The organism is Micromonospora sp. II (assembly GCF_001709195.1).
GTDB lineage: Bacteria > Actinomycetota > Actinomycetes > Mycobacteriales > Micromonosporaceae > Micromonospora > Micromonospora chalcea.
The window spans coordinates 159,075-172,806 of record NZ_LYXF01000078.1 but is presented as its reverse complement, the minus strand read 5'-3'; the positions used below and the strand labels follow the sequence as shown (position 1 = coordinate 172,806).

The window sequence follows — 13,732 nt, the reverse complement described above, 5'->3', positions numbered from 1 at the left end:
GCCTACACGACGGCGCGCTGCGCCGGGACCGCCCAGTCGGCCTCCAGCTCGCGGCGGGCGGCGGCGAGGAACGCCTCGGCGTAGGCGTCGGCGGGGAAGTCGCCCAGGTAGCGGGTGCGCGCCGCCCAGCGCTGCGCGGCCTTCGGGTCGGCGTCGAGCAGGTCGGTGATCACCTGGTCCACGTTGGACATGTCGCGCCGCAGCACGTAGCCGGACGCCGCGAGCGGGAACCGCTCGACGAAGTGCTCGCCGTCGGCGCCGGTGTCGGTGACCGCGTACGGCTTGCCGGAGTAGAGCCAGTCGGAGATGACGCCGGAGACGTCGGAGACCAGCGCGTCGGCGCGGTTGACGCACTCGGTGAGCGTCAGCTCGCGGGCCGCGGCGGCGCCGAACAGGTGCGGGCGGCCGGTCTTGGCCCGGTCGGCGGCGAGCAGCTCGGTGAGCCGGGCGAGCTGGCGGGCCGAGGCCGGGTTCTTGTCGGTGTACGGGTGGGCGCGCAGGATCACCGCCGCCCCGCGGTCGATCAGCCGGCGGATCAGCGTCTCGGCCACCGGCAGCGAGCAGTAGTTGGCGTCGGCGTGGTGCCCGGTCCACGTCGGGGTGTAGAGGACCGTCGGGTGCGCCGACGCGGCGACCGGCTCCCGGCGTACCTCGATGGCCTCGACCTGGGGCCGGCCGACCACGACGAACTTGTCGGCGGGGATCTCCACGCCGGCGCGGGCGTACCTGTCGATCGCGGCCTGCCCGGCCACGAAGATCTTGTCGAAGATGGCCGAGACCGGGTTGGCGCTCGGGGCCTTGTCGCTGTCGCCGTGGTGCAGCTGCACGTGGGTGAGCTGGTTGAACCGGATCAGGTGGGCGTTCTTCGCGCCGTGGTTGACGTAGAACGCGACGCGCAGGCTGGGCACCAGCGCCTCGTCGAGCGCCTTCAGGGTGGGGCAGAGGACCACCGGGGCACGGGTGGCGGCGGCGACGGCCGGCAGGAGCTCCGGCTCGCGCAGCACCACCATGAACGGGCGGCCGATCCGTTCCAGGTACGGCAGCCACATGGTGACCTGGTACTCGGAGCCGGGCGGCGCGGAGAAGTGCAGCACGAACTCGGGCTGGTGGCGGCGCAGCGCGCGGCCGACCGGGCCCCCGCCGGCGGGCGGCCGGAACCGGCGCCGGGCGAGGTCGAGCGCGACCGCCCCGCAGCCGGCGCCGACGAGCAGCGCGGCGGCGAGCGCCGTGAAGGCGGGCAGGGCCAGCGCGGCGGCGAGCGCCACCACGGCGAGCAGCACCAGCAGCGCGTCACCGAGCCGGGCGGCGACCAGCGGCGTCCACGTGCGTACCGGAAGGTTCGCCGCCCGGATCTCCAGCGCGCCGGCCTGCCGCAGCGGGCCGACCAGCAGCACCAGGCCGAGCAGGACGAGCGCGGTGGCGGCGAGGGCCGGGTCGAAGCCGTCGTCGAGGCGCCGGGCGTAGCCGACGAGGATGCCGGCGGCGACGAGCACCGTTTCGGCGAGACCGTCGGCGGACGGCCGGACCCGGCGTTCCCAGGCGGTGGCGGCGAGCGCCGCGACGGCCAGGGCCAGGCCCCAGCCGGTGGCGCCGGTGAGCGCCACGACGAGGAAGGCCAGCACCGCCAGCCCGGTGGTCAGTACTCGGGCGAGCAACTTGCGGACCAGGTCACCACGCATCTGGCACGTCCCGTCGGTCTCAGGCGCCGGTGGACAGCTCGGACCGGTCGGCGCCGGGCTGCGCCGGTACGGCGGCGACCTGCTCGCCGGGGGACCGGCGCACGTCGACCACCTGGCCGGTCAGTTCGGAGATCAGCACGTCCAGGGACGCCTGCGCGACCGCCTCGGAGGAGAGCAGCGTGTGCTCCGGCTCCTCGCCGAACGCCCGCGTCCGCATCGGGGTGGCGGTGCGCTCCGGGTTGACGCAGTTGACCCGTACGCCGAACTCGGCCCACTCGTCGGCGAGCGCCTGGGTGAGGTTGACCAGCGCGGCCTTGGTGGCCGAGTAGAGCGCGTAGCGGGCCCGGCCCCGGGTGTACGAGCTGGACGTGTAGAGCAGCAGCTGGCCCTTGGTCTGCTGCAGGTACGGCAGCGACTGGCGCGCGATGGTGACCGGGCCGACGAAGTTGACGTGCAGGAGACGGTCCATCGTCTCGGAGTCCATCTCGGCGAGCGCGCCCTTCTCCAGGATGCCGGCGGTGACCACCACGTGGTCGATCCGGCCGGTGGCCTCGAACGCGGTCTTCAGCGCGGCGGTGACGTCCTCGGCGCGCTCGACGTGGGTGCCGGTGGTGGAGCGGCTGAACGGGAAGACCTGCGCGCCGTAGCCGCGGGCCAGCTCGGCGAGGTCGTGGCCGATGCCGTAGCTGCCGCCGAAGACCACGATGGTCCGGCCGGTCAGCTCCTCGGCGTAGCCGCGGTGGGTCAGCCGGGGCGCCTGGGCGGCGGCGAGCTGGAACAGCTTGTCGGCCAGGTGCACGTCGACCGGGTGGGTGACCTTGATGTTCTCGTCCGAGCCGTCGATCACCTTGATCGGCGTGCCGGGCAGGTAGCGCAGCACCACGCCGCAGTCGTCGGTGGCGGCGAAGTCGGGGTCGCCCTCGGCACGGCGGTACGCCTCGCGGATGGTGCCGGAGCGGAACGCCTGCGGGGTCTGGCCGCGGCGCAGCCGGGAGCGGACCGGGATGTCGGTGATGCAGTCGTCCGCGTCGACCTGGATGATCGTGTCGGCGGACGGGATGGCCACGTCGACGGCCGAGTACGTCCAGAGCGCGTTCACGCACTCGCGCACGATCCGGGCGCTGACCAGCGGGCGTACCGCGTCGTGGAAGAGGATGTTGACGTCGCCCTCGCCGACCGCGTCGAGCGCGATCCGGGTGGTGTCGTTGCGGGTCTCGCCGCCCTCGATCACCTTGGTGACCTTGCGGAAGCCGGCGTCGGCGACGATGCGCCGCGCGTCGTCGACGTGACCGGTGGCCATCAGCACGATGATCTCGTCGATCTCCGGCGCGGCCTCGAAGACGGCCAGGGTGTGCTCGATGATCGGCTTACCGGCGATCTTGAGGAGCTGCTTCGGGATGCCCAGCCCGAGGCGCGTGCCGGTCCCCCCGGCGAGGATCACGGCCACCGTACGCGCGGGTCGCCAGGGTGCCGGGCTCGCCGGCGCGGCGTCCGGTGCGGTGGTGTGGTCCTGCGTCATTGCCGTACCTCACTCTGGGTGAAAGGGGATGGATCCGAAAACCTTAACGCGGACGGCGGAGCGCACCGATCCGGGCGATCCCGGGACCGGTGCGCTCCGGCGGGCTACTTCTGGCCCTCGTACGCGTCGCAGACCTCCTTGGTGGGGCCGTCCATCCTCAGGACGCCGCCCTCCAGCCAGATGGTCCGCTCGCAGGTGTCCCGGATCGAGCCGATGGAGTGGCTGACCAGGAACACGGTGCCGGCGCTGTCGCGCAGCTCGCGGACCCGCTGTTCGCTGCGGACCCGGAACTTGCGGTCACCGGTGGCCAGCGCCTCGTCGATGAGCAGCACGTCGTGCTTCTTCGCCGACGAGATGGCGAAGCGCAGCCGGGCGCCCATGCCGGAGGAGTACGTGCGCATCGGCAGCGAGGCGAAGTCGCCGCGCTCGTTGATGCCGGAGAACTCGATGATCTCCGGGGCGATCTTCTTGACCTGGTCCGGTTGCATGCCCATGGCGAGGCAGCCGAGCACCACGTTGCGCTCGCCGGACAGGTCGTTGAGCAGCGCGGCGTTGACGCCCAGCAGGGACGGCTGGCCCTGGGTGTAGACCGCGCCGCGGGCCGGCGGGAGCAGCCCGGCGATGGCCCGCAGCAGCGTCGACTTGCCGGAGCCGTTGCTGCCGATCAGGCCGATCGCCTCACCCTGGTACGCGGTGAAGCTCACGCCCTTGACCGCGTGCACCTCGCGGATGTTCGGCGCCTTGGTGCGCGAGACGATCCGCTTGAGCGCGGAGACCGGTGTGGTGCCGCCGCTCGCGCCCTTGTGGATCCGGTAGATCACGTGCACGTCGTCCACCACGACTGTGGGCACGCGACCCGAGTCGATCACGGGACCGGCGTTCAGCGGCAGGGTCTGCTCAGCCACGGCCGTACTCCTTCTCTCCGCGCCAGAAGTAGACGAACCCGCCGATGCCCATGACGACCGCCCAGAACAGGCCCAGCGCCCAGAGCTTCGGCGGCGAGCTGACCAGATCGGGCTGGTGGGAGTTGAGCAGCGAGAAGCGGGCCAGCTCGATGAAGACCAGCGGCGGGTTCCACTCCAGGAGGCTCGCGGCCCAGTGCGGCAGGTGCTGGCGGAACAGCGCCACCGGGTAGAGCACGCCGGAGGCGTACAGCCAGGTGCGCATCACGAACGGCATGATCTGCTTGAGGTCGGTGATCTTGGAGCCGATCCGGGCCATGATCATGGTGAGGCCGATGTTGAAGACCGTCTGGAGCAGCAGCGTCGGGGCGAGCAGCAGCCAGCGCCAGGTCACCGGCTCGCCGGTGAACAGCACGATCGCGCCCAGCACCACCATCGACATGAGCAGCTGCTGGAGCTGCACCAGCGTGACCGTGATCGGCAGCGCGGCCCGGGGGAACTGGAGCGCCCGGATCAGGCCCAGGTTGCCGGTGATCGCGCTGGTGCCGTTCGACACCGCGGTCTGGGTGAACATGAAGATGAACACGCCGGTGCACAGGTACGCGATGAAGTTCGACACGTTCCGGTTCTGCGACAGGATCACGCCGAAGATCAGGAAGTAGACCGCCGCGTTGGTGAGCGGTGTCAGCACCTGCCAGAGCTGCCCGAGCTGGGTGTTGCTCAGCGAGGACGCGACCTTCGCCCGCGAGTACGCGGTCATGAAGTGCCGGTACGCCCACAACCGGCGGGTGTACTCGCCCAGTGGTGGTCGTTCCCCGGCGACCCGCAACCCGTACCGCCGGGCCAGTTCGGCCCGGCTCAGTCCGGATTCGGGGTCGGCCACCGCGGTGTTGGCCATGATCAGGCGCTCCGATCTTTCGTGCTGATGGGGAGCAGTGCGGTGAACAGATCCAGCGTGGCCCGGCGGGGAGGAGCCGCCTCGCTGCTGCATGGAAGGTAGTCCACCGAACGTCGGGACGCAACCGTACCGTCGTTGCGCTACATTGTTCCACGTGACGACCGAGAAGAGGCGTGCCCCGGCCGGCGCGGCGGTGCTGCGCGGGGAGATCACCAGCGCCATCCGTACCGCCGTGATGCAGGAGTTGGCCGAGGTCGGCTACGGTCGCCTCTCCATCGAGGCGGTGGCCCGCCGGGCCGGTGTGAGCAAGACCGCCATCTACCGCCGCTGGCGGTCCAAGCTCGACCTGGTGCTGGACATGGTCTCCGCCGTGGCGGGCCGCAACATCCCGCTGCTGGACACCGGCAGCCTGCTCGGTGACCTGGAGATCCTGCTGCACGTGATGGCGCGTGCGCTGCGTCACCGGCTGGCCGCGCAGATCATCCCGGACCTGCTGGCCGAGGCGGCCCGCAACCCGCAGATCGCGGAGAAGCTGCAGGCAGCCCTGGACGACTACCAGCAGGCGGTGGGGCGGATCCTGATCGGCCGGGCGGTCGAGCGCGGCGAGCTGTCCCCGGACACCGACCGGCGCGCCGCCGTCGATCTCATCGTGGGGCCGGTGTACTGGCGGATGGCGATCTCCCGGGCCCCGCTGGAGCCCGCCGAGGTGCCCCGGATGGCGGCCGCGATCGTCGCCGCCCTGCGGGTAGCATGCGTGGGGCCTGTGCGCGACGAGGTGGAAGTCTGACCCGGGTCGCCCCCGGAGGGCCGTCGTCGATCATGAACAGAACGTCACATCCAGTCGGACAATCAGCGCGACCCGATTGTTTTCCTGACAGAGCGGTAGCATCCCCCGAAATGTCTCCCATGAACCACGTGTCGACAGGAGGAAGCCCCATGGCCGGGCCGCATCCAGAGTTCATTCCCCCCGCACGGCCGATCATCGGCGAGGCCGAGATCGAGGCGGCCGTCCGGGTGCTGCGGAGCGGCCGGGTCGTGCAGGGCCCCGAGGTCGCGGCGTTCGAGGAGGAGTTCGGCGACCTGGTCGGCGGCCGGCACTGCGTCGCCGTCAACTCCGGCACCTCCGCGCTGCAGCTGACGCTGATGGCGCTCGGCTTCGGCCCGGGCGACGAGATCATCGTGCCCTCGTTCTCCTTCGCCGCGAGCGCCAACGCGGTGCGGCTGGTCGGCGCCGAGCCGGTCTTCGTGGACATCGAGCCGGGCAGCTTCTGCGTCGACCCGGAGGCGGTCGCCGCCGCCGTCACGCCGAAGACCGTCGCGATCATGCCGGTACACCTCTACGGCCACCCGGCCGCGATGGACCGGATCATGACGATCGCGCAGCAGCACGGCCTCGCCGTGGTCGAGGACGCCGCGCAGGCGCACGGCGCCGAGCTGAACGGCACCCCGGTCGGCGCGTTCGGCACCGCCGGCTGCTTCAGCTTCTACCCGACGAAGAACATGCACGCCCTGGAGGGCGGCATGATCAGCACCGCCGACGCCGAGCTGGCCCGTACCCTGCGGCTGCTGCGCAACCAGGGCATGGAGCAGCGGTACGCCAACGAGATCGTCGGCGCCAACATGCGGATGACGGACGTGGCCGCCGCCATCGGCCGGGTGCAGCTCACCCAGCTCGGCGAGTGGACCGAGCAGCGCCGCGCCAACGCCAAGTTCCTCGACTCGGCGATCACCGGCATGGTCACCCCGCCGGTCGCCGACGGTGCCCGGCACGTCTACCACCAGTACACCGTGCGCGTCACCGGCAACCGGGACGCCGCCCAGGCCCGCCTCACCGAGCTGGGCATCGGCAACGCGGTCTACTACCCGACTCCGATCCACCGGCTCAAGCCGTACCTCGTGGACGGCAAGCCGGGCGCGTGGGACCTGCCGGAGACCGAGCGGGCCGCCGCCGAGGTCGTCTCGCTGCCGGTGCACCCGTCGCTGAGCCAGGCCGACCTGGAGCGGATCGCCGAGGGCGCGAACCTGGCCGGTGGTGCCCGGTGAGCGCGAGGAGTGAGTCGGGTTTGCGAGCCCCGCAGTCGCGAACGAAGGACAGCTCAGTGAGTGAAGGTCGCAAGCTGCGCGCCGGTCTGATCGGCCTCGGCGCCATGGGGCGCAACCACGCCCGGGTGCTGTCCAACCTCGACGGCGTCGAGCTGGTCGGCGTAGTCGACCCGGCCGGCGACGTGACCGGGACGCTGCGCGCGCCCGTCGTACCCGAGCTGAGCGACCTGCTCGCCCTCGGCGTCGACTACGCGGTGGTGGCCTGCCCGACGGCGCTGCACGAGCCGATCGGCATGGAGCTGGCCGCCAACGGCGTCTGCGCGCTGATCGAGAAGCCCCTCGCGCAGTCCGTCGACGCGGCGACCCGGCTGGTCGAGGCGTTCGAGGCCGCCGGCCTGGTCGCCGGCGTCGGCCACATCGAGCGCTACAACCCGGCGCTGCAGAGCCTGCGCACCCGCCTGGAGGCCGGGGAGCTGGGCGAGGTGTTCCAGGTCGTCACCCGGCGCCAGGGCCCGTTCCCGCACCGGATCGCCGACGTCGGCGTGGTGATGGACCTGGCCACCCACGACATCGACCTCACCGCGTGGGTGACCGGCCAGGAGTACACCTCGGTCTCCGCCCGCACGGTCTCGCGCAGCGGCCGGCTGCACGAGGACATGGTCGCCGTCGTCGGCCAGCTCGCCGACGGCACCATGGTCAACCACCTGGTCAACTGGCTGAGCCCGCTCAAGGAGCGGTCCACCGTCGTCACCGGCGACAAGGGCTGCTTCGTGGCCGACACGCTCACCGCCGACCTCACCTTCTACGCCAACGCCGCCATCGACACCGAGTGGGAGGCGCTGCGCGCGTTCCGCGGCGTGGCCGAGGGCGACATGGTCCGTTACGCCATCCCGAAGCGGGAGCCGCTGCTGGTCGAGCACGAGCGGTTCCGCGACGCGGTGGAGGGCAAGCAGAGCGACATCGTCACCCTGCGGCAGGGCCTGCGTACCGTCCAGGTCGCCGCCGCCCTGCTGGAGTCCGCGTCCGACGGCCGTACCGTGGCCGTGGGCCCGGCCGCCGCCGACCGGGACGGGCGCGGCCTGCAGCCGACCCCGGCCTGACACCGGCCCGGCCGGGCGTCACCGACGCCCGGCCGGCCCGGTCAGTCGATCCCCAGCAGACGGTCGAAGGACGCCGCGTTCACCGACCAGTCCCAGGTGGCCGAGGCATGCTTGGCCGCGGCCTCGCCGGCGGCCCGCCAGACCTGCTCGTCCGCGGTGACCGCACGGACGCGGGCGGCGGCCTCGGCCGGCGTCGCGACCACCCAGTCGGCCGGGAAGACGGTACGCGCGCCGTGTTCCCCATCGGCGAAGAACGGCCAGTCCCGCACCACCGGCACCGCGCCGCTCGCGGCGCCCTCCACCACGGCACAGTGGAAGCTCTCCCGCACCGAGCTGCTGAGCACCACGCCGATGCCGGTCAGCACACCCGGCACGTCGTCGGTGTGGCCGAGCCGGGTCACCGCGCCGGAGGGCGCCAGCTCGGCCAGCTCCGTCTCCAGCGCCGCCGCGTAGTCGCGCGCCGCCCGGCTCATCCCGGTGTCGATGCTCCCGCCGACCAGCAGCAGGCGGTACCGCTCGTCGGCGGCGCGCAGCAGCCGCAGCACCTCGACCGCCCACCGCGGGTCCTTGGCGACCGCGCTGGTGCCCACCAGGCCGAGCGTGAACCGGGCCGCGGAGTCCTTCGGCCGCGCGAACGGCGCCAGGTCCATCGCGTTGCACAACACGTGGGTACGCGGCGCGTGCGCGCCGGTGAGCCCGGGCGCCACCCGGAGCGTGAAGTCACGCAGGTGCTCGGAGACGAAGACGACGTCGTCCACTCGGCTGAAGTCGATCAGGTTCGGCCACCTGCCGAACGCCTCGTAGCTGTGCAGCCGGACCACCACCCGGGTGTCACCGGGGTCGACCAGGCCGACCATGACAGCGGTCGCCACGGCCCAGTCGACGAACACCGTGTCGGCCCAGTCCAGGTGCGGGCGCAGCCAGGCCTCGACCTGCCTGCCGTACTCGGTGTCGCGCAGCAGCGCCTCGGCGGTCATGCGCCTGGACTGCCGGATCAGCGGCCCGGCCACCGGGTCGTCGTCCAGCCGCACGTAACGCAGCTCCACATCGGGGTGGGCGGCGTAGCGCTCCCGGATCGCCTGCACGAAGTGCGCGCTTCCGTTGAGCAGCAGCAGCACCCGTTGCGGCCGGTCCGTCGGCGGCGGCGCGGCCGGCTGCCGGCGGCCGCGCGGCGTCAGCAGCGCCCGACCCACGGCGCTGCCGTGCAGCGGCGCGAGGAACGCCGCCGGATCGTCCGCCAGCGGCGAGTCGAGCTGGTCGAAGTGGATCACCCGGTGGAACTGGGTGTGCAGCACCCGGTGCAGCCGCCGGGCCGCCGCCTCGCCGTCACCCCGGGCGTACGCCCGGTCCGCCTCGGCCAGGTCGGCCTCGACGGCGGCAGTCAGGTGAGCCGGGGTGCGTCCCTCGGCGATCTCGTCGGCGGCCTCCTGCGCGAGCAGGTCGGCACGGGCGGCCGGGCCCACGCCACCGGCCACCGCGACCAGCGCGGCCCGGGACTCCGCCGCCGGCCAGCCGGCCCGGACCATGCCGGCGCGCAGGCGGCGGGCCAGCGACGACCGCGCGCCGGCCGGCAGCAGCGGCGCGGCCGCCAGGCCGTGGATCAGACGGGCCGCCGCGCGGTGACGCACCACCCGGGGAGCGGTGACGCGACGGAGTACGCCGGCTGCGAGCTTGCTGCCCATCTGGGCTGGGTCCTTCCGATCGCGGAGGCTGGCGCCGCAACGCCGACCCGCGTGGTCGGCGAGCGCGGTTCGTGCATGTTAACGTGGCGCGGTCCCTACTTGCGGCGAGGAAGGTTCGGGTGCCGGCAACTTCAGCACGGGACGTCGTCGTCCTCACGCCCTGGTTCCCGACCCGCGAACTGCCCTTCCGCGGCTCGTTCGTCCAGGCGATGGTCGATGCGACCGCACCGGTTTCCGACCGGATGACCGTCTATCACTGCGACGCCTGGGTGGCCGCCCTCGATCCGGCGGCTGAGCGCCGGGTCAAGGACGCCCACCGCGTCCTGCTCGGCCACGCCCGGCACCGCACCCCGACCGTCGGCGGCGCCGACCTGGTCTACGTCCCGGTGCCGGTGCCCCGCGGGCTGGGGCACGCGGAGATCGCCGACCGGCACGACGAGGCGCTGCGCGCGGCCCTCGGCGGCCGTCCGCTCACCGCACCGGTCGTGCACGCCCACGTCGGGCTGCCCAGCGGCTGGGCGGCGATCCGCAACGCCGGCCCGGACACCCGGGTCTACGTGACCGAGCACGCCAGCTTCCTGGACAAGGTGCTCGAGACCGCCCGCGGCCGGGAGATGTACGACGAGGTGCTCGACCGGTGCGCCGGTTTCCTCGCCGTGGGCGAGGGCGTCCGGGCCCCGCTGGTCGAGGCGTTCCCGCACCACGCGGACCGGATCGGCGCGATCGCCAACCCGATCTCCTTCGACCGGCCCCGCCCGACGCCGATCACCGCGCTGCGCCGGTGGCTGTTCGTCGGCGCGCTCTCCGAGCTCAAGGGCGTACCGCTGCTGCTGGAGGCGTTCGCGCGGTGCCGGCAGGACGACCCGGCACTGACGCTGACGCTGGTGGGGGAGGGCGCGCTGCTGGCGAGCCTGACCGCCCGGGCGGCCGAGCTCGGGGTGGCCGACGCGGTCACGTTCACCGGGGCGGTCCCGCCCGAGCGGGCGCTGGAGCTGATGCGGGAGCACGACCTGCTGGTGCACCCGAGCCGCCGCGAGACGTTCGGGGTGGCGGTCATCGAGGCGATCGCGGCCGGGCTGCCCGTCCTGGTCACCCGCTGCGGCGGTCCGGAGCGGACGCTGGCCGGCATCGAGGACGCCGCCGGTCAGATGATCGACGTGACAGACGACCCGGAGACGATCGTCGCCGGATACCGGCGGCTGCGGTCCCGGTTCCCCGACGACCTCGAACCGGCCCACGCCCGTAAGGCGCTCGCCGACCGGTACGGCTACGCCGCCGTCGCCGAGACGCACCGCCGCCTGTGGTTCTCCGACGAGGCCGACCCGGCGGTCTGACGCCGGGCGCCGCAGCTGATGGAGTGAGATGCACGTCCTTTTCCTGTCCGTCGGGTCGGTCCGGCGGCGCGCGGTCGTGGAGGAGTCCCGCCAGGTGATCGCCGACGGGGGCGCCGCCACCGTGGTGGTCGACAAGATGGGCCCCTGGAGTCGTGAGACGTTCGCCACCGGCGTGCGGGTGATCGACCTGGCCGCCCTGCAACGTCGGCTGCCGGCCGACCGGGTCGAACAGGCGGCGCTGTACAAGGCGCCCCGCAAACTGCTGCGGACCATCGGCCGCGGTCCGCTGCGGAAGGTGTCGAAGCGGGCCGAGCGCGCGTTCCAGCGGCGCCTCGCCGACCCGGCGCACCGGGCGTTCGTGCGGATGCGCGGCGACCAGCGTGACCGGCTTCTCGCCCGGGCCTGCGCGCGTCCCACGGTGGATGTGCTCGTCGTCACCGATCCGGTGGCGATGCCGTACGCGGTGCGCCTGCTGGAGCGCCGACGCGGTCACGCGAGCCCGAGAGTCTGCTTCAGTTACGACTACTCTGGAGTGGCGACCGATGGCCAGAACCGACCCGACCCGGATTCCGCCCAGGGGGACAATCCATGACGCGCCCGACGCGCCGACCGCGCATCCTGTACCTGTCCTTCTACTTTCCGCCGTCGCGGGCCAGCGGCGTGTACCGGGCCCGGGCCACCGCGAACTACCTGGCCGAGCACGGCTGGGACGTGACCGCCTTCGCGTCGCCGCTGTCGTTCCTGCACCGCGTGATCGGCTCGGTCGACGAGCAGCTGGCCGAGACCGTGCACCCGTCGGTCCAGGTGGAGCGGCCCAACATCAGCCACTTCGCCTGGGAACGTGACCTGCACGCCTACGGCCGGTTCCGGGGCATGTCGCCGATCCTGGCCCGCAACCTCTACAACTTCGGGTTGAAGAAGTTCTTCCCCGAGCACTACCTGTCCTGGGCGCTGGCGTCGGTGCGCAAGGCGCTGCGGATGCACGCCCGGCGGCGCTTCGACGTGGTGCTCGCCACCGGCAACCCGTTCGCCTCGTTCGCCGCCGCCTGGATGATCCACAAGGCCACCGGCGTGCCGTTCGCCGTCGACTACCGCGACGCCTGGACGCTCAACATGTTCACCGAGGAGCCGGGGTACGAGCCGGGCCACCCCGCCTGGCGCTGGGAGCGCCGGATCCTGCGCGACGCCTCCGCCTCGATCTTCGTCAACCAGCCGCTGCTGGCCTGGTACGCCGACCGCTACCCGAACGCCGCGGACCGGATGATGGTGGTCCCCAACGGCTGGGACCCGGATCTGCTGACCCAGCTCGACGCGCCCACGCCGCCGTCCGAGTCGGACCGCGACCGCCCGCTGCGCTTCTCCTTCCTCGGCACCATGAACAGCACCCAGCCGGTGGAGCAGATGGCCGAGGCGTTCCAGATCGCCCGGCGGCATCCCGACCTGGCCGACGCGGAGCTGAACATCCACGGTCACCTCGGCTACTTCAAGCAGGGCAAGACCGACCTCATCGCGCGGCTCGGCCTGGTCGAGGGCGAGCAGGGGCACGCGCTGCCCGAGTACGGCATCCACTACCGGGGCCCGGTCTCCAAGACCGAGGTCGGCAAGGTCTACCAGGACAGCGACGTGCTGGTCTTCCTGGCCGGCGGCGCGCGGTACGTCACCTCCGGGAAGATCTTCGAGTACATGGCGAGCGGCAGCCCGATCGTCTCGGTGCACGCGCCCGGCATCGCCGCGCAGGACGTGCTGGCCGGCTATCCCCTCTGGTTCAACCCGGAGAGCCTCGACGTGCACGACATCGCCGAGTCGATGATCGCCGCCGGCAAGGCGGCCCGGGACATGTCGGCGAAGCAGCGTGCCGAGGCGCGTGCGCACGCCGACACGTTCACCCGGCAGGCGGTCACGGCGCCGCTGGAGGCCAGGCTGCGCTCGATGGTCAGGCGCAAGATCGAGGCGGGAAGGATCGCATCGTGACGTTCGACGACGCAGCCGGCAACCAGCCGCCCACCGCGGGCGCGTCCCGGACGCCGCGGGCGCTGCTGCTGGCGTTCAACCACAAACCGCACGAGAAGGTCGTGGCGCTGGCCGAGCGGCTCCTCGACGAGGGCGCCCGGCTGGACGTGGTGGTCCTCAGCGACACCAACTGGGCGGACCTGGCCGGCCGGCCCAACGTGCGGCTGTTCACCCTCGGCGCCGCGGAGAAGCGGCATCCGCTGCTGCGTACCGAACGGATCGTGGTCACCAGCGGGCCCCGGCGGGTGGCCCGCGGGCTGAGCCGGCTGGCCGGCGGCGGCACGGCGAGCGGCCTCAGCCGGCGGCAGGAGCGCCTGAGCCGGGCGTTCCACAAGCGAGTGTTCATGAAGGCGTACTCGAACGTGCGCCCGCTGGTGCTGTCCCGGCTGGCCGACAAGCGGCTGTCCGAACTGGACCTGGAGCGCGACCCGGTCGACCTGATCGTGGCCTCCGACGCGCTGTCCATCACGCTCGGCTGGCGGCTGGCCCGCCGCTTCCCGAACGTGGTCGCCACCACCTCGCTCGACCCGCCCCCGTTGGCGCAGCTCACCGCGGCGGCCTGACG

Annotated in this window: 12 protein-coding genes; 7 read left to right on the top strand and 5 right to left on the bottom strand. The window is 72.6% G+C overall.

Features of this window, described 5'->3' with window-relative positions; all coding sequences use genetic code 11:
* Nucleotides 1-2: 2 nt before the first annotated feature.
* The 4 genes from A8711_RS29205 to A8711_RS29190 all read right to left on the bottom strand — a co-directional run bounded on the left by A8711_RS29205 (nt 3) and on the right by A8711_RS29190 (nt 4,998).
* The gene (locus A8711_RS29205) at nt 3-1,679 is read right to left on the bottom strand and encodes a CDP-glycerol glycerophosphotransferase family protein (protein ID WP_064447474.1); all 1,677 of its coding nucleotides are present in this window, start codon (nt 1,677-1,679) and stop codon (nt 3-5) included.
* Between the two features lie 19 nt (nt 1,680-1,698).
* Complete coding sequence (locus A8711_RS29200) at nt 1,699-3,198, bottom strand: bifunctional cytidylyltransferase/SDR family oxidoreductase (protein WP_043325117.1); 1,500 nt, start codon at nt 3,196-3,198, stop codon at nt 1,699-1,701.
* A 104-nt stretch (nt 3,199-3,302) separates the two neighbouring features.
* Complete coding sequence (locus A8711_RS29195) at nt 3,303-4,103, bottom strand: ABC transporter ATP-binding protein (RefSeq protein ID WP_030499725.1); 801 nt, start codon at nt 4,101-4,103, stop codon at nt 3,303-3,305.
* Nucleotides 4,096-4,998 (bottom strand): ABC transporter permease, encoded by a 903-nt coding sequence (locus A8711_RS29190; protein WP_043325116.1) that lies wholly within the window; start codon nt 4,996-4,998, stop codon nt 4,096-4,098. Before A8711_RS29190 ends, A8711_RS29195 begins: the two co-directional genes overlap by 8 nt.
* Before the next feature lie 154 nt (nt 4,999-5,152).
* On the opposite strand from A8711_RS29190, the gene A8711_RS29185 reads away from it, so the two are divergent.
* The 3 genes from A8711_RS29185 to A8711_RS29175 all read left to right on the top strand — a co-directional run bounded on the left by A8711_RS29185 (nt 5,153) and on the right by A8711_RS29175 (nt 8,141).
* Complete coding sequence (locus A8711_RS29185) at nt 5,153-5,785, top strand: TetR/AcrR family transcriptional regulator (RefSeq protein WP_043325115.1); 633 nt, start codon at nt 5,153-5,155, stop codon at nt 5,783-5,785.
* A 149-nt stretch (nt 5,786-5,934) separates the two neighbouring features.
* Nucleotides 5,935-7,041, top strand: a complete 1,107-nt coding sequence (locus A8711_RS29180; RefSeq protein ID WP_043325114.1) for a DegT/DnrJ/EryC1/StrS aminotransferase family protein — start codon at nt 5,935-5,937, stop codon at nt 7,039-7,041.
* A gap of 56 nt (nt 7,042-7,097) precedes the next feature.
* Entirely contained in the window at nt 7,098-8,141 is a 1,044-nt protein-coding gene (locus A8711_RS29175) for a Gfo/Idh/MocA family protein (RefSeq protein ID WP_043325113.1), read from the top strand.
* Nucleotides 8,142-8,182: 41 nt separating this feature from the next.
* On the opposite strand, the gene A8711_RS29170 is transcribed toward A8711_RS29175, so the two are convergent.
* On the bottom strand, nt 8,183-9,823 hold the full coding sequence (locus A8711_RS29170; RefSeq protein WP_069089957.1) for a glycosyltransferase: 1,641 nt from the start codon (nt 9,821-9,823) through the stop codon (nt 8,183-8,185).
* A gap of 119 nt (nt 9,824-9,942) precedes the next feature.
* Between A8711_RS29170 and A8711_RS29165 the strand changes: the two genes are divergently transcribed.
* From A8711_RS29165 to A8711_RS29150, 4 genes are read left to right on the top strand one after another with little or no spacing between them, the layout of a single operon-like run.
* A complete protein-coding gene (locus A8711_RS29165; protein WP_223201138.1) occupies nt 9,943-11,157 on the top strand; it encodes a glycosyltransferase in 1,215 nt (404 codons plus the stop codon).
* Between the two features lie 28 nt (nt 11,158-11,185).
* A complete protein-coding gene (locus tag A8711_RS29160) occupies nt 11,186-11,749 on the top strand; it encodes a hypothetical protein (RefSeq protein ID WP_051611092.1) in 564 nt (187 codons plus the stop codon).
* Nucleotides 11,746-13,128, top strand: a complete 1,383-nt coding sequence (locus A8711_RS29155; RefSeq protein WP_030499733.1) for a glycosyltransferase — start codon at nt 11,746-11,748, stop codon at nt 13,126-13,128. The genes A8711_RS29160 and A8711_RS29155 overlap by 4 nt, the downstream gene beginning before the upstream one ends.
* A complete protein-coding gene (locus A8711_RS29150) occupies nt 13,125-13,730 on the top strand; it encodes a hypothetical protein (protein WP_064447476.1) in 606 nt (201 codons plus the stop codon). The genes A8711_RS29155 and A8711_RS29150 overlap by 4 nt, the downstream gene beginning before the upstream one ends.
* Nucleotides 13,731-13,732 lie beyond the last annotated feature (2 nt).

Coding starts and splice junctions, on each gene's coding strand:
- A8711_RS29205 (WP_064447474.1), bottom strand. CDS start 1,679: ATGCGTGGTGACCTGGTCCGCAAGTTGCTCGCCCGAGTACTGACCACC.
- A8711_RS29180 (WP_043325114.1), top strand. CDS start 5,935: ATGGCCGGGCCGCATCCAGAGTTCATTCCCCCCGCACGGCCGATCATC.
- A8711_RS29170 (WP_069089957.1), bottom strand. CDS start 9,823: ATGGGCAGCAAGCTCGCAGCCGGCGTACTCCGTCGCGTCACCGCTCCC.
- A8711_RS29200 (WP_043325117.1), bottom strand. CDS start 3,198: ATGACGCAGGACCACACCACCGCACCGGACGCCGCGCCGGCGAGCCCG.
- A8711_RS29190 (WP_043325116.1), bottom strand. CDS start 4,998: ATGGCCAACACCGCGGTGGCCGACCCCGAATCCGGACTGAGCCGGGCC.
- A8711_RS29160 (WP_051611092.1), top strand. CDS start 11,186: ATGCACGTCCTTTTCCTGTCCGTCGGGTCGGTCCGGCGGCGCGCGGTC.
- A8711_RS29155 (WP_030499733.1), top strand. CDS start 11,746: ATGACGCGCCCGACGCGCCGACCGCGCATCCTGTACCTGTCCTTCTAC.